General features: G+C 62.5%; 19 protein-coding genes and 1 pseudogene. 11 read left to right on the top strand and 9 right to left on the bottom strand.

Features of this window, described 5'->3' with window-relative positions; translation table 11 throughout:
* Nucleotides 1-49 precede the first annotated feature (49 nt).
* From hutH to hutI, 3 genes are read left to right on the top strand one after another with little or no spacing between them, the layout of a single operon-like run.
* Nucleotides 50-1,618 carry a histidine ammonia-lyase gene (gene hutH / locus AB0O81_RS04830; RefSeq protein ID WP_363581833.1) on the top strand — a complete coding sequence of 523 codons (1,569 nt, stop codon included), beginning with the start codon at nucleotides 50-52 and terminating at the stop codon, nucleotides 1,616-1,618.
* Nucleotides 1,615-3,267: a urocanate hydratase gene (gene hutU / locus AB0O81_RS04825; protein WP_363581831.1), complete on the top strand. Its 1,653-nt coding sequence runs from the start codon at nucleotides 1,615-1,617 to the stop codon at nucleotides 3,265-3,267. The genes hutH and hutU overlap by 4 nt, the downstream gene beginning before the upstream one ends.
* Nucleotides 3,267-4,430 carry an imidazolonepropionase gene (gene hutI / locus AB0O81_RS04820; RefSeq protein ID WP_363581829.1) on the top strand — a complete coding sequence of 388 codons (1,164 nt, stop codon included), beginning with the start codon at nucleotides 3,267-3,269 and terminating at the stop codon, nucleotides 4,428-4,430. The genes hutU and hutI overlap by 1 nt, the downstream gene beginning before the upstream one ends.
* Before the next feature lie 30 nt (nucleotides 4,431-4,460).
* Here hutI and AB0O81_RS04815 read toward each other — a convergent pair whose 3' ends face one another.
* From AB0O81_RS04815 to AB0O81_RS04800, 4 genes are read right to left on the bottom strand one after another with little or no spacing between them, the layout of a single operon-like run.
* Entirely contained in the window at nucleotides 4,461-4,931 is a 471-nt protein-coding gene (locus AB0O81_RS04815; protein ID WP_363581827.1) for a histidine phosphatase family protein, read from the bottom strand.
* On the bottom strand, nucleotides 4,928-5,821 hold the full coding sequence (locus tag AB0O81_RS04810; RefSeq protein WP_363581825.1) for an agmatinase family protein: 894 nt from the start codon (nucleotides 5,819-5,821) through the stop codon (nucleotides 4,928-4,930). The genes AB0O81_RS04815 and AB0O81_RS04810 overlap by 4 nt, the downstream gene beginning before the upstream one ends.
* A gap of 37 nt (nucleotides 5,822-5,858) precedes the next feature.
* Complete coding sequence (locus tag AB0O81_RS04805) at nucleotides 5,859-6,200, bottom strand: gamma-glutamylcyclotransferase family protein (RefSeq protein WP_363581823.1); 342 nt, start codon at nucleotides 6,198-6,200, stop codon at nucleotides 5,859-5,861.
* 53 nt (nucleotides 6,201-6,253) lie between these two features.
* Nucleotides 6,254-7,525 carry a DUF445 family protein gene (locus AB0O81_RS04800; protein ID WP_363581821.1) on the bottom strand — a complete coding sequence of 424 codons (1,272 nt, stop codon included), beginning with the start codon at nucleotides 7,523-7,525 and terminating at the stop codon, nucleotides 6,254-6,256.
* Between the two features lie 52 nt (nucleotides 7,526-7,577).
* On the opposite strand from AB0O81_RS04800, the gene AB0O81_RS04795 reads away from it, so the two are divergent.
* The gene (locus tag AB0O81_RS04795; RefSeq protein ID WP_363581819.1) at nucleotides 7,578-7,880 is read left to right on the top strand and encodes a hypothetical protein; all 303 of its coding nucleotides are present in this window, start codon (nucleotides 7,578-7,580) and stop codon (nucleotides 7,878-7,880) included.
* 6 nt (nucleotides 7,881-7,886) lie between these two features.
* Here the strand turns inward: AB0O81_RS04795 and AB0O81_RS04790 are convergent, their stop codons facing one another.
* The 3 genes from AB0O81_RS04790 to AB0O81_RS04780 all read right to left on the bottom strand — a co-directional run bounded on the left by AB0O81_RS04790 (nucleotide 7,887) and on the right by AB0O81_RS04780 (nucleotide 11,146).
* Nucleotides 7,887-9,065, bottom strand: coding sequence for an acyl-CoA dehydrogenase family protein (locus AB0O81_RS04790; RefSeq protein ID WP_363581817.1), 1,179 nt, complete (start codon nucleotides 9,063-9,065; stop codon nucleotides 7,887-7,889).
* Nucleotides 9,066-9,137: 72 nt separating this feature from the next.
* Entirely contained in the window at nucleotides 9,138-9,902 is a 765-nt protein-coding gene (locus AB0O81_RS04785; RefSeq protein WP_363581815.1) for an alpha/beta hydrolase, read from the bottom strand.
* A 38-nt stretch (nucleotides 9,903-9,940) separates the two neighbouring features.
* Complete coding sequence (locus AB0O81_RS04780; protein ID WP_363581813.1) at nucleotides 9,941-11,146, bottom strand: MFS transporter; 1,206 nt, start codon at nucleotides 11,144-11,146, stop codon at nucleotides 9,941-9,943.
* A gap of 384 nt (nucleotides 11,147-11,530) precedes the next feature.
* Here AB0O81_RS04780 and nrdH point away from each other — a divergent pair, with 384 nt between their 5' ends.
* The 4 genes from nrdH to nrdF are packed head-to-tail and all read left to right on the top strand — an operon-like array spanning nucleotide 11,531 to nucleotide 15,389.
* Nucleotides 11,531-11,764 carry a glutaredoxin-like protein NrdH gene (nrdH, locus tag AB0O81_RS04775; protein ID WP_363581811.1) on the top strand — a complete coding sequence of 78 codons (234 nt, stop codon included), beginning with the start codon at nucleotides 11,531-11,533 and terminating at the stop codon, nucleotides 11,762-11,764.
* Nucleotides 11,765-11,769: 5 nt separating this feature from the next.
* Nucleotides 11,770-12,234 (top strand): class Ib ribonucleoside-diphosphate reductase assembly flavoprotein NrdI, encoded by a 465-nt coding sequence (gene nrdI / locus AB0O81_RS04770; RefSeq protein ID WP_363581809.1) that lies wholly within the window; start codon nucleotides 11,770-11,772, stop codon nucleotides 12,232-12,234.
* Nucleotides 12,216-14,372, top strand: a complete 2,157-nt coding sequence (gene nrdE / locus AB0O81_RS04765; RefSeq protein WP_363581807.1) for a class 1b ribonucleoside-diphosphate reductase subunit alpha — start codon at nucleotides 12,216-12,218, stop codon at nucleotides 14,370-14,372. Before nrdI ends, nrdE begins: the two co-directional genes overlap by 19 nt.
* Nucleotides 14,373-14,414: 42 nt before the next feature.
* Nucleotides 14,415-15,389: a class 1b ribonucleoside-diphosphate reductase subunit beta gene (gene nrdF, locus AB0O81_RS04760; protein WP_363581805.1), complete on the top strand. Its 975-nt coding sequence runs from the start codon at nucleotides 14,415-14,417 to the stop codon at nucleotides 15,387-15,389.
* A gap of 49 nt (nucleotides 15,390-15,438) precedes the next feature.
* On the opposite strand, the pseudogene AB0O81_RS04755 reads toward nrdF, so the two are convergent.
* Nucleotides 15,439-15,546: pseudogene (locus tag AB0O81_RS04755) on the bottom strand (PH domain-containing protein); the annotation flags it as partial.
* 114 nt (nucleotides 15,547-15,660) lie between these two features.
* Between AB0O81_RS04755 and AB0O81_RS04750 the strand changes: the two are divergent.
* Nucleotides 15,661-16,047: a hypothetical protein gene (locus AB0O81_RS04750; protein ID WP_363581803.1), complete on the top strand. Its 387-nt coding sequence runs from the start codon at nucleotides 15,661-15,663 to the stop codon at nucleotides 16,045-16,047.
* A 10-nt stretch (nucleotides 16,048-16,057) separates the two neighbouring features.
* Here AB0O81_RS04750 and AB0O81_RS04745 read toward each other — a convergent pair whose 3' ends face one another.
* Nucleotides 16,058-17,179, bottom strand: a complete 1,122-nt coding sequence (locus AB0O81_RS04745) for a methyltransferase (protein WP_363581801.1) — start codon at nucleotides 17,177-17,179, stop codon at nucleotides 16,058-16,060.
* Between the two features lie 164 nt (nucleotides 17,180-17,343).
* On the opposite strand from AB0O81_RS04745, the gene trxA reads away from it, so the two are divergent.
* Entirely contained in the window at nucleotides 17,344-17,727 is a 384-nt protein-coding gene (trxA, locus tag AB0O81_RS04740) for a thioredoxin (RefSeq protein WP_363581800.1), read from the top strand.
* 73 nt (nucleotides 17,728-17,800) lie between these two features.
* On the top strand, nucleotides 17,801-18,265 hold the full coding sequence (locus tag AB0O81_RS04735; RefSeq protein ID WP_363581798.1) for a DUF3817 domain-containing protein: 465 nt from the start codon (nucleotides 17,801-17,803) through the stop codon (nucleotides 18,263-18,265).
* The last annotated feature ends 450 nt before the right edge of the window (nucleotides 18,266-18,715 follow it).

Below are 18,715 nucleotides of genomic sequence, written 5' to 3'. Positions count from 1 at the left end.
ATGCCACGAAGCACGGTGAAACACGACCGGCGCGGTGTGGAATCGTCCTATGACCACCGACACCGATCTCACCGTTCTCGTAGGAGCGTCGCCGCTGCGCGCTGAAGAGGTGGTCGCGGTGGCCCGCCATGGAGCGAAGGTTGAACTCGATAGCGCCGCGATGGCTCGAGTGTCGAGCAGTCGCATGCTCGTCGAGCAACTCGCTGATGACCCCCAGCCGCACTACGGCATCTCGACGGGCTTCGGCGCTCTGGCCACCACGTTCATCGCACCCGAGCGTCGGCACCAGCTGCAGGCGAGCCTGATTCGCTCCCACGCCGCCGGCACCGGTCAGGAGGTAGAGCGAGAGGTCGTTCGGGCACTCCAGCTGCTGCGTCTGCAGACCCTCGCCAGCGGGCACACCGGGGTGCGCCCCGTTGTCGTTGAGACCTATGCCGCCATGCTCAACGCCGGTGTCACCCCGATTGTCCGAGAGTATGGTTCGCTCGGTTGTTCGGGCGACCTTGCGCCGCTGTCGCACGTGGCTCTTGCCGCGCTCGGCGAGGGTTCGGTGCGCGATGCGAGCGGCGCCGAGGTATCAGCATCCATCGCCCTTGCTCAGGCGGGAATCACGCCGCTAGTGCTGCGCGAAAAAGAGGGGCTCGCCCTCATCAACGGCACCGATGGAATGCTCGGGATGCTGCTGCTCGCCCTGCACGACCTGCGCGTGCTGCTCGATACCGCTGACGTCTCTGCGGCGATGTCGGTCGAGAGCCAGCTGGGTACTGAAGCGGTGTTCGCCGCAGATCTGCAGGCACTTCGCCCGCAGTATGGCCAATCGGTATCGGCTGCTCACCTGCGAGACCTACTGGCCGGCTCGGGCATCGTCCAGTCACACCGCGACCCGAGCACGTGCACCAGGGTGCAAGACGCTTACTCGCTTCGCTGCTCGCCGCAGGTGCACGGTGCCGCCCGTGACACTGCCGACCACGCGGCAATGGTCGCCTCGCGTGAGCTTGCCTCTGCCGTGGACAACCCCGTGATCACCTTGGACGGTCGCGTTGAGTCGAACGGAAACTTCCACGGCGCGCCGGTCGCCTACGTGCTCGACTTTCTCGCGATTGCGGTGGCAGATGTCGCCTCGATCTCGGAGCGGCGCACCGACCGTGCACTCGATCCCACCCGCAGCCACGGTCTGCCGCCATTTCTCGCACATGAAGTCGGCGTCGACTCGGGACTGATGATCGCGCAATATGCGGCGGCCGGCATCGTCTCGGAGCTCAAGCGCCTCGCCGCTCCCGCTTCGGTGGATTCGATCCCGTCATCAGCGATGCAAGAAGACCATGTCTCGATGGGATGGGCCGCCGCGCGCAAGCTTCGCCGTGGCATCGATGGGCTGTCTCGAGTGCTCGCTATCGAGGTGCTCACCGGAGCACGCGCGATCGACCTGCGCTCGCCGCTGCAGCCCAGCCCTGCGACCGGTGCTGTGCGTAATCTCGTGCGCACCGTTGCCGCAGGCCCCGGCCCCGACCGCTTTCTCAGCCCCGAGCTGGAAGCCGTAACCGGTCTTGTTCTCTCGGGTGCCGTTGCCGAGGCCGCCTATGGCGCCCTTCCCACTCAACCCAAGGAGAACCGATGAACACCGACTCCCGCACGATCCGGGCCGCCCGCGGTGCGGAGCGCACCGCCAAGAGCTGGGGCGCCGAAGCTGCCAAGCGCATGCTGATGAACAACCTCGACCCCGAGGTCGCTGAGCACCCAGAAAACCTCGTCGTGTACGGAGGAACGGGCAAGGCCGCCCGCAGCTGGGAAGCGTATGACGCGATCGTGCGCACCCTCGACGAGTTGGAGCCCGACGAGACGCTGCTGGTGCAGTCCGGCAAGCCCGTGGGCGTATTTCGCACGCACGAATGGGCGCCGCGAGTGCTTATCGCCAACTCGAACCTCGTCGGCGACTGGGCAACCTGGCCCGAATTTCGCAAGCTCGAAGAGCTCGGCCTCACGATGTATGGCCAGATGACCGCCGGGTCATGGATCTACATCGGCACGCAGGGCATTCTGCAGGGAACCTACGAGACCTTTGCCGCCGTCGCTCGCGCTCTCGGACGCGAAGACCTCACCTCCACGCTCACGCTTACCGCTGGGTGCGGCGGCATGGGCGGCGCCCAGCCACTCGCCGTCACACTCAACGGCGGCGCGGCGCTGATCGTTGACGTCGACGAGTCACGGCTGAAGCGGCGTGTCGACCACGGCTACCTCGACCGATACACCACCGACCTCGATGAAGCGCTCACCCTCGTCCTCGCCGCCAAAGACGCCGGCGAGGCACTCTCTGTCGGAGTCGTCGGCAACGCGGCCGAGGTCTTTCCTGAGCTGCTGAGTCGCGGCGTGCCGATTGACGTCGTCACCGACCAGACCAGCGCGCACGATCCGCTCGCGTACTTGCCGGTCGGTATCAGCCACGAAAAGTGGCGCGCCGAGGCAGAGCGCGACCCCGAAGGCTTCACCGTGCGGGCTCGTGAATCGATGGCAGCTCACGTTTCGGCAATGGTGGGCTTTCAAGACGCGGGTGCGGAGGTCTTCGACTACGGCAACTCGATCCGTGCCGAAGCGCAGCTCGGCGGCTTTGACCGTGCGTTCGCGTTCCCCGGCTTCGTGCCCGCCTACATCCGCCCGCAATTCGCTGAGGGACGGGGACCCTTCCGCTGGGTGGCGCTCTCAGGCGACCCCGAAGACATCCGCAAGACCGATGATGCGGTCAAAGCGCTGTTCCCCGATAACGCGGGTCTGGTCCGATGGCTGGAAAAAGCAGCCGACACCGTTCACTTCGAAGGTTTGCCCGCACGCATCTGTTGGCTTGGCTACAAAGAGCGTCACCTCGCAGGATTGAAGTTCAACGAGATGGTCGCGTCGGGCGAACTGACTGGTCCTATTGTGATCGGCCGTGATCACCTGGATGCTGGATCCGTGGCGAGCCCCTACCGCGAGACCGAGGCCATGGCCGATGGCTCAGACGCCATCGCCGACTGGCCGCTGCTCAACGCGCTGCTCAACACCTCAAGCGGCGCGAGCTGGGTATCGATTCACCACGGCGGGGGAGTCGGCATCGGCCGATCGATTCATGCGGGGCAGGTCACGGTCGCTGACGGCACGGCGCTCGCCGCAGAGAAGATCGCGCGCGTGCTGACCAACGATCCCGGCACGGGTGTCATGCGGCACGTTGACGCCGGGTACGACCGTGCGCGCGAGGTGGCGCGCGAACGCGGGCTGAACGTTCCGATGCTCTGATGACCACCACGCTGATCACCAACATCGCAGAGCTGACGACCAACGTCGCGACGCCGGGCGACGCCTGCGGCACCCTCAGCGACGCCGCTATGCTCATCGACGGCGCTGCTATCGCCTGGATCGGTGCGGCCGCCGACGCTCCCGCGGCCGACGAAGTGGTGGATGCTGCCCGACGAGCGGTCATCCCCGGTTTCGTCGATAGCCACACCCACCTGATCTTCGGCGGCGATCGCGCCGACGAGTTCGAGGCGCGCATGACAGGCACCCCGTATGCCGCGGGCGGCATCCGTCGCACGGTCGCGGCGACGCGAGATGCCAGCGATGACGAACTGCGCGACAGGCTCGCCGCGCTCGTCGCTGAGTTGCACGCACAGGGAACCACGGCGTTCGAGATCAAGACCGGCTACGGACTCACCGTTGCCGACGAGACGCGCATGGCACGCCTCGCTGCTGAGGTCACCTCTGAAGTGACCTTTCTCGGTGCGCACGTCGTGCCGGACGAGTATGCCGAACGCCCCGAAGAGTACGTCGAGCTGGTCACCGGCGAGATGCTGCGCGCGTGTGCGCCGCACTCCCGCTGGGTCGATGTGTTCTGCGAACGGGGCGCATTCACCCTCGAAGAGTCGCGGCGCATCCTTGAGGCCGGAATCGCCGAAGGTCTGCTTCCGCGCGTTCATGGCAATCAGCTTGGCCACGGCGACGGTGTGGCATTGGCGGTATCGGTAGCCGCCGCATCCGTCGATCACTGCACATATCTCTCTGATGCCGACATCGCCGCCCTCGCCAGCAGCGACACGGTGGCCACTTTGCTTCCCGGCGTGGAATTCTCGACACGACAGCCTTACCCCGATGCGCGGCGGCTGATCGACGCGGGCGTCACGGTGGCGCTGGCGAGCGACTGCAACCCGGGGTCGAACTTCACCAGTTCTATGCCGCTCATGATCGCGCTCGCTGTGCGCGAGATGGGCATGACCCCGGCTGAAGCGGTATGGGCCGCGACCGCCGGCGGCGCCCGTGCACTGCGGCGCAACGACGTGGGTCATCTCTCACCAGGCGCGCGCGCTGACATCGTTGTTCTCAATGCGCCGACCCGCGTGCACCTGGCCTACCGGCCCGGCGTGCCGCTCATCTCGCAAGTGTGGCGAGGGGGCATCACGCTCTAGCTGGGGCGTTGGCAAGGCGCGGCACGCGTGCTATCGCGGGGTGTTGAATGACCAGTTCACCGGCTCGAGGGCGTCTACCGCGCTCCAGTCGTCTTCATCCCACGCGAAAGTGGCGACCGCGCACGTGGGCATGGCTTGGATGCGCTCTCCCGAGAGATGGCTGGCGAGCACGCTCATTCCCGGGTCATGCGCGACGACCATCACCGAGCAGTGGCCGCTCTTCGCGGCGGCGGTGAGCAATAGCGAGGCAGGTGCGCCGTAGAGCTGTTCCTGAAGCTCGAGGCTCATGCCCAATGCCTCGGCGAAAAAGCCGGCGGTCGTGCAGGCGCGAAGTGCGGTGCTCGACAGGATCACGTCGGGTGTGAAGCGCTCGCGCGCGTACTTGGACGCCATGCTGGGAGCATCGCTTCGGCCGCGATCGTTGAGGGGCCGGTCGTGGTCATCGAGTTCGGGGCTACCCCAGTCCGATTTGGCATGACGTACGAGCGCGAGCTGAATCATTTTTGCGCTGCCTTTCCTGCGAGCAATTCGAGCACACACAGCGCGGCGAGGCGCACCGTGCGTGCGTCGGTGGCGTCTGCTGTCGCATCCACTTCGACGATGTCGGCGCTGACGACGCGCGCATCGCTTGCGATCGCTCGTACGGCCGTGCGCAGCTCCCATGCGGCGAGCCCGCCAGGCACCGATGCCGGACAACCCGGCGCGACGGAGCGGTCGCAGACATCGACGTCGATGTCGAGGTGGATTCTGCCACTGGCGCTGCCCGCGACCTCTAGCCCTCTCGCGACCACCGCTTCGATGCCTTCTCGACGCACGTCGTCCAGGGTGATCACGGCAATACCGAGCTCGGCGGCTCGGCGCGCGTATGCGGCAGAGTTGGCAAAATCGGCAATGCCGATCTGCACGATGCGGTGCGGGTCGAGCCCGTCTTCTACTAGGCGGCGCACCGGCGAACCGTTCGATTCCCCGTCGCGTAGATCGAAGTGGGCATCCAGGGTTATGAGTCCGTGGGCATCTGCGCCCTGCGCCACCGCATAGGTGATGGAGTTGTCGCCGCCGAGAGCGATGATAAGTTCCGTGCGGCGTTGAAGCTCGCGCACCCGTTCGCGAAGCGCAGCTTCACCGTCGGGGCCGTCGGGCGAGCTCACATCACCTGCATCGGCGATCCGCAGTACTTCGTTCAGATCAACCGGCGGGTTGCCCATGAGAGTCGGACTGTAGCGCTGCAGTGCGTCACGCACCGCGGCTGGCGTGGCGTGGGCACCCGTGGGCGAGAGCGACGTTCGAAAAGCCGGAGCGCCCAACAGTGCGGCATCCCACGGGCCTGGAGCGTCATCGAAGCTCGCCCACAGACCCGCCCGAGGCCAGAGTTCATCGCGTGAAAGAGTCACGCTCTCGACGCTATCGCTACGCCTTGATGTCGTGCTGTCACGACGACACGTAGGCCCACGCCTCGCGACCACTCGCCAGACGCACCTGAATGCGGCGAAACAGAGCGACTTCGTATTCGTCGCAGGCGTCTACCTCGTCTTCGGTGAGTCGAAGCGCTCGTCCCACGACCTTGTCGAGAGAGTTGCCCGTCGGGCGCGCAACCGCGTGAATCGATTGCCCTGAGATATCAACGAGTCGGTGGTCGTCGATTCGTGCGTAGTCCATCGTGTATCCGGGAAGCGCGTCAGGTTCGCCCGCGAGCAGTCGGCCGAACGTGTCAAGCTGAATCTCGGGACGCGAAAGCGTCCCGTAGCTGAAAAGAAGATGGTCGGCGGCCACGCGCCCAGGCTACTCGCCATGCTCACCTAACGCACGGGTGATTTTTCAATGTGTCAGCGGAAGAAGGCGTGAGCGATGGTGTAGATCGCAAGCCCCGCAAGCGCGCCCACAATCGTGCCGTTCAAACGGATGTACTGCAGGTCGCGCCCAACCATCAGTTCGATCTTCTCGGTGGTCTCGTCGGCATCCCACCGCTCCACCGTGTCAGTGATGATCGAGGCGATGTCATGGCGGTAGCGATCCACCAGGAAGACGGCTGCGTCGATGACCCACCCATCGACGCGACGCTGTAGCGCTGCATCCGTCGTCAATCGTTCGCCGATCTCGCTCAGTGCCGCCGCCGCGCGCTGCCGAAGGGCGCTTTGGGGATCTGCCATCGAGGTGAGTAGGCCCGTTTTGGCGGTGTTCCAGGCGTCGCCTGCAAGCTGGCGCACTCGCGGGCTGTCGAAGACTGACACCTTGGCATCTTCGAGCCGACCGATCGTTGTCGGGTCGTGCTGCAGGTTGTCGGCCAGCCTCGCCAGATAGCCATCGATGGCAACACGAGCCGGGTGGTGCGGATCGGCCTGCACAGCGGCGACGAACTTGATTGCCTCGTTGTAGACGGCATCGTCGACGAACCGGTGCGCAAGCGAGGGCACCCAGCCCGGAAGACGACGCGAGAACAGACCGGTGAAGGAGGTGTGGTTCGCTTCCAACCACGTGGCGATGGTGTCGAGTCCGAGATCAACGGCGCTACGGTGCGCATCTGCCGTCACAATTCGATTCAGCCAATCGCCGAGAGGCGGACCCCACTCCGGGTCGATCAGGTGTTCGCGCGCAAGGTCTTCGATGATGCCCTGCACATCGTCGTCGCTGAGGGCTTGCAGCACGCTAGAGGCCATCACCGACCCCTCGGCTGCAATGCGCTCCGCATGCTCGGGCACGGCGAGCCATTCGCCCAGTCGCGCCGCGATCGCGCTCTTCTCGAGCTTGTCTCGCACCACATCGCCGCGGAGAAACTCTGTTTCGACGAAGTCGCCGAGCGTCTGACCGATCTCGTCTTTTCGGCTGGGAATGATTGCGGTGTGAGGAATCGGGATGCCGAGTGGATGCCGAAAAAGTGCCGTCACCGCGAACCAATCGGCGAGCGCTCCCACCATTCCGCCCTCGGCTGCCGCGCGAACGTATGCCAGCGCCGGCACATCCTGTTCGAATGCGAAAGAGACGACGAACACCAGCGCCATGAAAAGCAGTGCGCCTAGCGCCACAGCCTTCATGCGACGAAGGGAATGTCGACGCTGCTGGTCGGCAGGTGTCAGGAGTTCGGTCGGTGTCCGTGCCATGGCGTCATCCTCGCATGCGTAGCGGCGGTGTTCGTCGGGCTAGGCTCGAAAGATGGATGAGTTCGACGAGATGGCGCACCAACTCGAGAAGCTGGTGCGCGATCCGCTGGCCGACGCAGTCAGAGGCAGCGTTTTGGTCATCTCGGTGTCAGAACCGGTCGGGCGCGCGCGCTACCAAGCGTGTCAGCTTGACGTGGTTGCCTCGGCTGAGGGTGTACCCGCGACTCGCGTCACCACCGAGGTGGTCACCTCGCGACAATTCTGGCCCGAAGTTGGGGCGGTGCTGCCCGCGCGGGTCTCGGTGTCAGATCCGCATTGCATTGAGATCGACTGGGACGCACTCGCTAAGAAGTGATCCGGGCTACTCCTGCACCGGACCGAGCCATGCGGCGGCCGCTGTCGAATGTGCAGACTCGGGATCTGACGGGTGAAAGAGCCCGGCAAGCACGTCTCGATAGAGCCGGCTCAGCTCGGCTGCTGCGAAATACGAAGAGCCGCCAGCGACGAGCACCGCGTCGTCGACGATCCCCTTTGCCGCGGTCACTGCGCGGTGCTTCACCCCGCTCAACATCGAGAACCATTTCGGCCCGTGATCTGCCGCTGCTTCCACATCGTTGCAGAGAGCTTCGATCTGTGGCGGCAGCGCGTCGTAGGCGAGCGCCATGTTGGCGATCCGCCACCGAATGTCGGGGTCTTGGCTATACGATTTGCCGGTCTTTTTCGATTGACGTTCTCCCGCGGTGGTCACAGCGACATCGAGCGCACGTCGCGCAATGCCGGTATAAACCGACGCTAAGAACAGCTCAAACACGCTGAAGATCCCAAACACGATCGCGTCGGGGTTAGGGCCAGGGGCGATCCGTCGCACGACGCGGTCGGCGGGCGCGACTGCACCGTGAAGCTCGGTCGTGCGCGACTGTGTGCCGCGCATGCCGAGCGTATTCCAGTCATCGCGCACAACCACGCGACCGGCAGCTTCTTCGGAGCGGGGTATGAACGCGTAGACCATTCGCGGGTCGTCGGGCTCGGACGTGTCGAGGCCGTGGACTCCCAGATGCGTCCAGACCGGAGCGAGTGACGTGAAGATCTTGGTGCCGGAAAAGGCGTATGAGCCGTCTGTATCAGGAGTGGCCTCGGTATTGCTGCCAAACAAGACCAGATCGTTGCCTGCCTCGCTGATTCCGAAGCCGAACACCTCGCCGGCCACGGCGCGCTCCTGCACGAACTGCAACGTGCTGATGTCGCGATCTGCCAGCACTTTCGCCACGCCGGTCCACACCAGGTGCATGTTGATTGCGAGCGCGGTTGCCGGTGCGGCGCCCGCCAGCCGCTGCTGCAAGCGCGAGACCTCGGCAAGGCTCAGCCCAGCGCCCCCGAGGGCCGCGGGGACGAGCAGGGAAAGATACCCGGCGGCTTTCAGCTCCAATAAGTCATCTTGGGGAAAGGTGTTCTCTCGATCGTGGATAGCCGCTCGCTGGCGAATACGCTCGAGCAGCTCATCTGGCAGGTACACGGACGGATCGAAAGATTCGGAGCTCACCCTTCTCATTGTGCCCTCCTGCGGCACGGGCAGACGAGGAAACTCGCGAAAAGGCAGACGCCGTTGTAGGTGTCAGCGCTCGCGCAACGCGAGGTGTAACGCCGCGATCGTGGCTTCCGGCTTGTCGCGATGCGGCGAGTGGCCCGACCCCGGCACGATCGACATGGTGATACGCGGATTCGCCGCGAGCACTTCGGCAGCGAGTTCGCCCGTGAAGATCGAGTAGACCTTCGGGTCTGCGCCGATCACGTGAGTCGGAGTAGTCAGCCGCGCAGCAGCATCCCGAACATCCCATGGCGAATTCTGCTCGCTGGTTTGCTCCACCGCCCACCGACTCACCTGTTGCGCCGATTGGGCTTTCAACTCGACGTCATGCTCATGCCAGTGCGGATGCTCAGCGCGCACCGCCTCGCGCGTGGGGTCTGCGAACGATTGCTCCTGGCTGTTGCGCACGGTCTGTCGGTCGTGGGGCAAGAGGTGTATCGCCGGGTCGATGAGCACTAGCTGCTTAGTCCACGAGGGGTCGGATGCTGCCACCACCGTGGCTGTCGATCCACCAAGCGAATGCCCGATGACCAGATCCCAAGAGCCGCCGCGTGCAGGGCACGTTTCGGCGAGATCCGCGGCGTAAGCGGCGATGGAGTAGTCCAACACTCGCGGCGCCGTGCCATGACCGCGAAGGTCGACCGCCTGGGCATACCAGCCCGCTTCGGCCAGCGCAGTGCCAAAGCGCCACATCAGAGCGCCGTTTGAGCCGAGGCCATGAATCATCAGAGCGCGACGGGGGCTACGGGCAGATCCCCATGACAGACGAGGAAGAACGACGGGAGCGGGCACGACTACAGCATAGAAGCCGCGCTTGCGCTCGATCACGCTCAGGTAATGGTCTGCACCGGTTCGGTATCAGGTATCGGGGTGGAGTCTCGTCCGCGCAGATCGGGAAAACCGCGCACAAACACAATGGCGACGATCGTGCCGAGGGCTGCGAAGCCGGCCGCGGCGGCGATCGCCCCTTCGGGGCCCACGCCATCGATGAGGAAACCTGCCACAGCGGAGCCCGCTGCGGCGCCGATCAGCTGACCGGTGCCGATCCAGCCATAGGCCTCGGCGGTCTCGCTGAATTTGACGCTCACCGACGTCATCGCGAAGAGCACGGCAAAGGCGGGGGCGATTCCGGCGCCGGCGATGATCAGCGTGCCGCTCATCCACCACACGTCGAGTGAGAACATCGCCAGTGTCATTCCGATGGTGACGATTGCGAATCGGCGTGCCATCGCCCAGGGGCCGATGGGAAGATGCCCAAAGCTCAGTCCTCCGGCCAGGCTGCCGACGGCGAACAGAGCCAGCACGATGCCCGCTTCGATGCCGTCGTGACCGAATGTGGCGACAACGCCCGCTTCCACCGCGGCACAGGCGCCGATCAGAAGAAACCCCACCACCGTGGCGAGCATGACGGGTGGCTTCAGCAATACTCTGCCGAGTCGGCGACGACTTCGGGGGATGCGCACACGTCCGACTTCTGGCGAAAGGATGAACCAGGCGCAGCCGCCGATCAAGATGGCAACGATCAGGATGAGCGCTTGCACCGTGCCGACCTGGGTGGCTACGACGGTGATGACCACCGGTGCGAGCACCCAGATCAGCTCTTGCAGCGAAGCATCCAACGAGAAGAGGGGAGTGAGCTGTTTTGACGTCACCATCTTGGGGTAGATGGTGCGCACGGCGGACTGCACTGGGGGAGTGGAGAGCCCAGCGACCAAGCCGACCAGCATGTAGCCGGCGACCACCATGTGAACGAGCGCTATGGCAGTGATCGCAGCGGCACAGATGATGGTCGTCACCGTGAGCACCCGTCTCATGCCCCACACGCCCATCCAGCGGCTCGTGACAGGGCCCGCGACCGCCTGCCCCACAGAAGTGGCCGCCAATACAAGCCCCGCCGCACCGTACGAGCCAGTCACCTGCTCGATATGCAGCAGGACGGCGAGGCTGGTCATTCCGTTGGGAAACCGAGCCGTGAGCTGGGCGGCCATGATGCGCCCGACGCCCGGCGTCTTCAGCAGTTCCCCGTAGCGCGACACCTGACTACGTTAGCGCCACGATGGTGGTCTCAGCGTGCTTCGCCGAGACCCGATCTGGCGACGCGCCGCGACACGCCCAAAACGTTGTCCACAGGCAGATTGCCTGTCTGAGGATCGCTAACTCTTCTTGCCTGTGGACAGATCAATTCGACTCGCCCAACTGCGGCGTGATTCTGGGACTTTTTGCACACCGGACTCTCAGCGCGCCTGTGGATGAATCGGTGGAAAACCTGTGTTGTACATGGGGAGAACGGTGGAAAATGACATTGATGTAACTACTAGTCCTTGTGGTGCTATCGAATGTCGGTACCCATATGTAGTATTGGACTCCCGGTGGGGGCCTGCCGGAACGAACATTAGATTTGAGGGGAGAACGGGGTCACAATGGCGATTACCGTTTACACAAAGCCTGCATGCGTGCAGTGCAACGCGACATACCGTGCGCTGGATTCAAAGGGGATCGAGTACAACATTCTCGACCTGTCAGAAGACGCGGCAGCACTCGAGCAGGTCAAGGCTCTGGGATACCTCCAGGCACCTGTCGTCATCACTGATGAAGACCACTGGTCGGGCTTCCGTCCCGACAAAATCGACGAGCTGGCTTCGCGCCTCGCCTGACGCTCATGGCAACCGTGATCGCAGAGCGTCACGCGGTTGCCAGCCGGGCAGCCGCGGCGCCGCTCGTCGTCTTCTTCTCCAGCCTGTCGGGCAACACGGCACGCTTCGTGGAGAAGCTCGGCGCACGAGCGGTTCGGATCCCGTTGCATTCAACGGATCCGGCTCTCGTCGTCGATGAACCGTACATCCTGATCACCCCCACGTATGGCGGAGGTCAAGGGCGGGGAGTTGAGAAGGGTGCCGTTCCCAAACAGGTCATTCGATTCCTCAATGACGAGCGCAATCGAGACATGATCCGAGGCGTTATCTCGGCGGGAAATACCAACTTTGGCGAGCATTTCGCGCTCGCTGGCACGATCATCAGCCGCAAGTGCAATGTGCCGCACTTGTATCGGCTCGAAGTATTTGGCACGCCTGAAGACGTAGAACGTGTGAGCGAGGGATTAGAACGATGGCAGACACAGTGGTGACCGAATCGACATTCAAGACTGAGGCGCGATTCGAGGGAATGGACTATCACGCCCTTAACGCGATGCTCAATCTGTACGACGCGGATGGCAAGATCCAGTTCGAAGCAGACAAGCGTGCCGCGCGGGAGTACTTCCTGCAGCACGTCAACCAGAACACCGTGTTCTTCCACTCACTCAAAGAGCGTCTGGACTACCTCGTAGAGAAGGAGTACTACGAGCCCACCATCATCGAGAAGTACTCGCTCGACTTCATCCAAGAGCTCAACAACTTCGCGTACTCGAAGAAGTTCCGCTTTGAGACCTTCCTCGGCGCCTTCAAGTACTACACCAGCTACACGCTCAAGACTTTCGACGGCAAGCGTTACCTCGAGCGCTTTGAAGACCGTGTCGTGATGACCGCTCTAGGCCTCGCTGACGGCAACGAGAAGCTCGCGCACGACCTGGTCGAAGAGATCATCTCGGGTCGTTTTCAGCCGGCAACGCCCACCTTCCTCAACTCGGGCAAGGCACAGCGCGGTGAACTCGTTTCCTGCTTCCTGCTGCGTATCGAAGACAACATGGAATCGATCGCTCGCGGCATTAACTCCGCCCTGCAGCTGTCAAAGCGCGGCGGCGGCGTCGCCCTGCTGCTGTCGAACATCCGCGAGTCGGGCGCACCGATCAAGCAGATCGAGAACCAGTCATCGGGCATCATTCCCGTGATGAAGCTTCTCGAAGACAGCTTCAGCTACGCCAATCAGCTCGGCGCTCGCCAGGGCGCAGGTGCCGTGTATCTCAACGCGCACCACCCCGATATCTTCCGCTTCCTCGACACCAAGCGCGAGAACGCTGACGAGAAGATCCGCATCAAAACGCTCTCGCTCGGTGTCGTCATCCCCGACATCACGTTCGAGCTCGCCAAGAATGGCGAAGACATGTACCTCTTCTCGCCCTACGACGTCGAGAAGGTCTACGGCATTCCGTTCGGCGACATCTCGGTTACCGAGAAGTACCGCGAGATGGTCGATGATCCGCGCATCAAGAAGACCAAGATCAACGCGCGCGAGTTCTTCCAGACCCTCGCGGAGATTCAGTTCGAGTCGGGCTACCCCTACATCATGTTCGAAGACACGGTGAACAAGGCCAACCCGATCAAGGGCCGCATCAACATGTCGAACCTCTGCAGTGAAATCCTGCAGGTGAACACGCCCACGACGTACAACGAAGACCTCTCTTACAAAGAGATCGGCAAAGACATCTCGTGCAACCTCGGTTCAATGAATATCGCTTTGTCGATGGATGCTGATGACCTCGGTCAGACGGTCGAAACCGCTATCCGTGCGCTGAGCGCGGTCAGCGAGCAGAGCCACATCGCATCAGTGCGTTCGATCGAAGACGGAAACGACCGTTCGCACGCCATCGGCTTGGGCCAAATGAACCTGCACGGGTACCTCGCCCGCGAGCACGTGTTCTACGGTTCAGAAGAAGGCATCGACTTCACGAACATCTACTTCTACACGGTGCTGTTCCACGCCCTTCGGGCATCGAACAAACTCGCGATCGAAAAGGGCCACGCATTCGACGGATTTGAAGACTCGACCTACGCGAGCGGCGAGTTCTTCGACAAGTACATCGACCGTGCGTGGGTTCCCGAGACCGATAAAGTCACTGAGCTGTTCTCGGGCAAGCACATCCCGACGCAAGAAGACTGGGTAGCGCTGAAGGCATCGATCCAGCAGTACGGAATCTACAACCAGAACCTGCAGGCGGTGCCCCCGACCGGCTCGATCTCCTACATCAACAACTCGACGAGCTCAATCCACCCGATCGCGTCGAAGATCGAGATCCGCAAGGAAGGCAAGCTCGGTCGCGTGTACTACCCGGCGGCGTTCATGACGAACGAGAACCTGGAGTACTACCAGGACGCCTACGAAATCGGCTATGAGAAGGTCATCGACACCTATGCCGCGGCCACGCAGCACGTCGACCAGGGGCTCTCGCTGACGCTGTTCTTCAAAGACACCGCCACTACGCGTGACATCAACAAGGCTCAGATCTACGCATGGCGCAAGGGCATCAAGACGATCTACTACATCCGCCTGCGGCAGATGGCCCTCGAGGGCACCGACATGACCGAGTGCGTCAGCTGCATGCTGTGATCCAGCACTCATTCATCCATAAGTCTGCAAGAGAGAACTGACATGACCGAAAAGCTTCAGCTCCTGAAGCACGTCCAGGCCATCAACTGGAACCGCATCGAAGATGACAAAGACGTAGAGGTCTGGAACCGACTCGTCAACAACTTCTGGTTGCCTGAGAAGATTCCACTGTCCAACGACATCCAATCGTGGAACACCCTTACGCCCGAAGAGCAGTTGCTCACCATGCGGGTGTTCACCGGGTTGACTTTGCTCGACACGATTCAGGGCACCGTGGGCGCGGTTTCGCTCATTCCTGACGCGATCACTCAGCATGAAGAAGCTGTGTACACAAACATCGCGTTCATGGAGTCGGTGCACGCGAAGAGCTACTCGTCGATCTTCTCGACGTTGTGCTCGACGAAAGAGATTGACGAGGCATTCCGCTGGTCGGTGGAGAACCCGAACCTTCAGAAGAAGGCTCAGATTGTCATGGACTACTACCAGGGCGACAATCCGCTCAAGCGCAAGGTCGCTTCGACGCTCCTTGAGAGCTTTCTGTTCTACTCGGGTTTCTACCTGCCGATGCACTGGTCATCGCGCGCCAAGCTCACCAACACCGCCGACCTGATTCGCCTCATCATCCGCGATGAGGCTGTGCACGGCTACTACATCGGCTACAAGTTCCAAAAGGGACTCGAGAAGGTGTCGCAGGCTGAGCGCGACGAGATCAAGGACTACACGTTCTCGCTGTTGTATGAGCTTTACGACAACGAGATTCAGTACACGCAAGACCTCTACGACGGGGTCGGCCTCACCGAAGACGTCAAGAAGTTCTTGCACTACAACGCCAACAAGGCCCTCATGAACCTCGGATATGAGGCGATGTTCCCCGCGGCTACGACAGACGTCAACCCGGCGATCCTGTCGGCGTTGTCGCCGAACTCCGACGAGAACCACGACTTCTTCAGTGGCTCAGGTTCGTCGTACGTCATCGGCAAGGCCGAAGCGACCGAAGACGACGACTGGGACTTCTAGCAGCGCAAGAAGAACCCCCGAGGGCTTGTCGCCTTCGGGGGTTCTCTTTTGCCTGAAGGCTGTCGATCCGACGCATGTCGGCGCCCTTCAGCAGCTTGACCTTGATGTGTCCCGCACGGGTCCAAAGCTCGACTTCCGCGTCTCCGTCGAGCATCCCACCAGCGATCTCTTGCTTTTCGACTAACCGCCGACTGAGGTGGCATGCGGATTGCCCACTAGCGCATCGACACCGATTACCCCGACCACGTCACTTTTGTGGTTCGCTCTTGCTATGAGGACAATCGCACGATGGACGCTGGCCGCAGCAATGGTTTTTGCTGGACTGAGCCACATGTTTTGGGCACGCAAAGAGTTCCAAGCTCAGGTGCCTGACTGGACGACCGAGGCGACTCCGCTCGACAAAGACGCGGTTGTCGTGGCTTCTGGCGTTGTCGAGGTGATGTTGGGTGCGTCACTGGTAGTGCTTCCTGCATCGCGCAGCAGGCTGGGCGTGATTCTCGCAGGCTTTTTTGTCGCGGTGTTTCCCGGCAATATCGAGCAGTACACCAAGCGGCGCGATGGATTCAGCTTGGATTCAGACCGCAAACGCCTGGTGCGATTGTTCTTTCAGCCGGTGCTCGTCGCGTGGGCATACTGGTCGACGCGCACCCCGCGTTGAACGAGCGTGACTAACGCTTCGTCGAGACTGTCACCGTGAATTTGGCGTTTCGGGCCAGCTGACGGGTAGGGCCGACGAGACGCTCCAGAGATGCGCGGTACTTCAGCGCGGAGTTCCACACTGTGTACAGCTCGCCGCCCGGTTGCAACACTCGCGCCGCGTCGGCGAACATTCGTGGCGCTATTTCTTCTGAGATGGCGGCCCCCACATGAAACGGGGGATTGAGCGCAATAAGGGATGCTGCGGCATCCGGTTGGCTCGCCAGCATGTCGTCTTGCACGACAGTCACGGTGTCGCCAACGCCGTTCGCTTGGGCGGTCGCGCGCGCGGACGACACCGCGATGGCGGATTGATCACATGCGATCACCTTTCGGGGCGGAGTTCGCCTCGCAAGCGTCGTAGCCACGATGCCCGTGCCGCAGGCAAGGTCGATCACGGTCCCGTCGTGGGGGAGTGCGGTCGGCAGATGCTCGAGCAGCAGCCGGGTGCCGATGTCGATAGAGGTGCCCGCGAATGCCCCGCCGAAAGCGCAGACCACAAGAGCACCGTGCGTAGCTTGTTGTGGCAACGGCGCGCGGCCAGAGTGCGGACCACGAGCGATGAGCACCCGAGACTTCTGCCGAGCATGGGTCACATCGACCGTTGTGAAGTGGTCACGAAGCACATCGTTCATGGCGACAGTCATGTGTTTGATGCGGCCGCCAGCAAAGACGACGACGTCAGGCGCAGCATCCATCGCGATCACACCCGCGATATCATGCAGTGCTTCCAGCGACCGGGGCAAGCGCAATAGAACCAGTTTCGCGCCACGCACAAGATCAGGGCCGAGCGGCCCGGAAGTGAAAGTCGCGTCGAGACCCAGGCGCGCTGCATTTGCCGCCAGCGCGCGTTCGCCAGTGAGTGCATCTTGATGCACTCGAATCTTTTGCCCCTCCGCGGGGAAGCTGTCGCTCGCGGTGCGGAGAGTGAGCGCACCATAGTTGTCGCCGATAACGACGATGTCCGTCGCGCTCGAGGCGCGGCGGGCGTGTTCGGATTCGTCAAGAAGCAACCGGTCAGCGGCGTCCGACGCTTGCAGGTCTGGCCCCTCAAGATCGGGCCACCGTCGAAGGTCGTCCAGCGAAAGAGTCACGACTCCACGGTAGTGGGCGGGGCCTCGGCTGTGCTGCGCACAGCTGTGGTTGTGGTCGTCGGATCTGCGGCGCCGGGGCGCGGTGGCATCAAAGACGGCAGACTAGTGAGTAACGCGGCGCCGTATTTCGCGGTGGCGCACCGACGATCCAGGAGGCACGAGCCATGGCCACTACCGAAATCACCGCAAACGACCTCGCAAGCGTCGTCGCCGATAACGAGATTGTCTTCTTGGACTTCTGGGCGGAATGGTGCGGCCCGTGCCGGCAGTTCGCACCGGTCTTCGAAGCCGCCTCTGAAGCAAACCCCGACATTTCGTTCGGAAAGATCGACACTGAAGCAGAGCGGGAGCTTGCTTCGGCTTTTCAGATCACATCAATCCCGACGCTGATGGTGTTCCGCGGTGGAATTGTGGTCTTCTCCCAGCCCGGAGCTCTTCCTGCGCCTCAGCTCGATGAGCTGATTGCTGGAGTGCGCGGACTGGATATGGATGAGGTGCGTGCGCAGGTGCAGCAGCAACAAGAAGCGGCGCAGGCCGAACAGCAGTAACCACAATGAGCGACGCCGCATACCGCGGCGTCGCTCGTTGGCTCGAATGATTCCCCCCTACCCAAGGAGAGACGTGTTCCGCACGCCCCTGACCCTTTTTCGTACCCTTGCCATCGCCGAAGCGATCTCATGGACCTTGCTCATCACGGGGTTGATCCTGCGAGCAACCGTCGACTGGGCGTGGGCAGTGTCGATTGGCGGCGGCATCCACGGCTTCGTCTTTCTTGCCTACGGAGTGACGGCCGTACTCGTCGCGAAGAATCAGCGTTGGAAGGCTGGCGCGACGGCGATCGCAATCGTCAGCACGATCATCCCGTATGCAACCATCCCGGCTGAGCTGTGGCTGCATCGCACCGGCCGACTCGAGGGCGCCTGGCGAAGGGAAGAGACGGATGACCCAAGGGATGCTGCGTGGCACGATCGCCTGATGCGCTGGTTCTTGCGCAAGCCATGGATTCTCGGATTGCTGCTTGTCGTAGGCGTGGTCACGGTCTTCGCAGTTCTGCTCATTTTGGGTCCCCCAGGTGGGCGAGACTGAGGCGCATTGCGGCTCTTTCTCGCCGCGATCAGCACTTCGTTTTCTCGTCGGCCACCGGTGCGTGCAACCCGGCTGAGTGCGACACGCCCGGGGGGTAGTTCAGATTTGCCCGATGTTCATCTGGCGCGTAAGTTATTACTTGTTCGCCCCACAGGGACGCGGAAGAGCCGGAAGGCTTTACCCCCCTCAAGCGGAGAACAACCCCCTTCAAAACACCAACTTCGGTTGCGTTTCGATGTTGTAACCCTCGGGTTGCATGGGGTCAGCCACTCCGAATGGAGCTGGTGTGAGCTTCTGCTTGCGCCGGCGAGATTGCGGCCCAGTCGATTTGACTTGGGTGAGAGGGTGTGGCTACGATTGTGAAGTTGCCCTTCTGGCGAGGCTGTGAAGCTGAGTGGGAGGTGCGTCCGATCCTTGAGAACTCAACAGCGTGCACTTGTCAAATGCCAA

The organism is Microbacterium sp. NPDC076911, assembly GCF_040687125.1.
Classification (GTDB): domain Bacteria; phylum Actinomycetota; class Actinomycetes; order Actinomycetales; family Microbacteriaceae; genus Microbacterium.
Note: the sequence above shows the minus strand (reverse complement) of the source record. Positions and strands in the feature narration are given on the sequence as shown.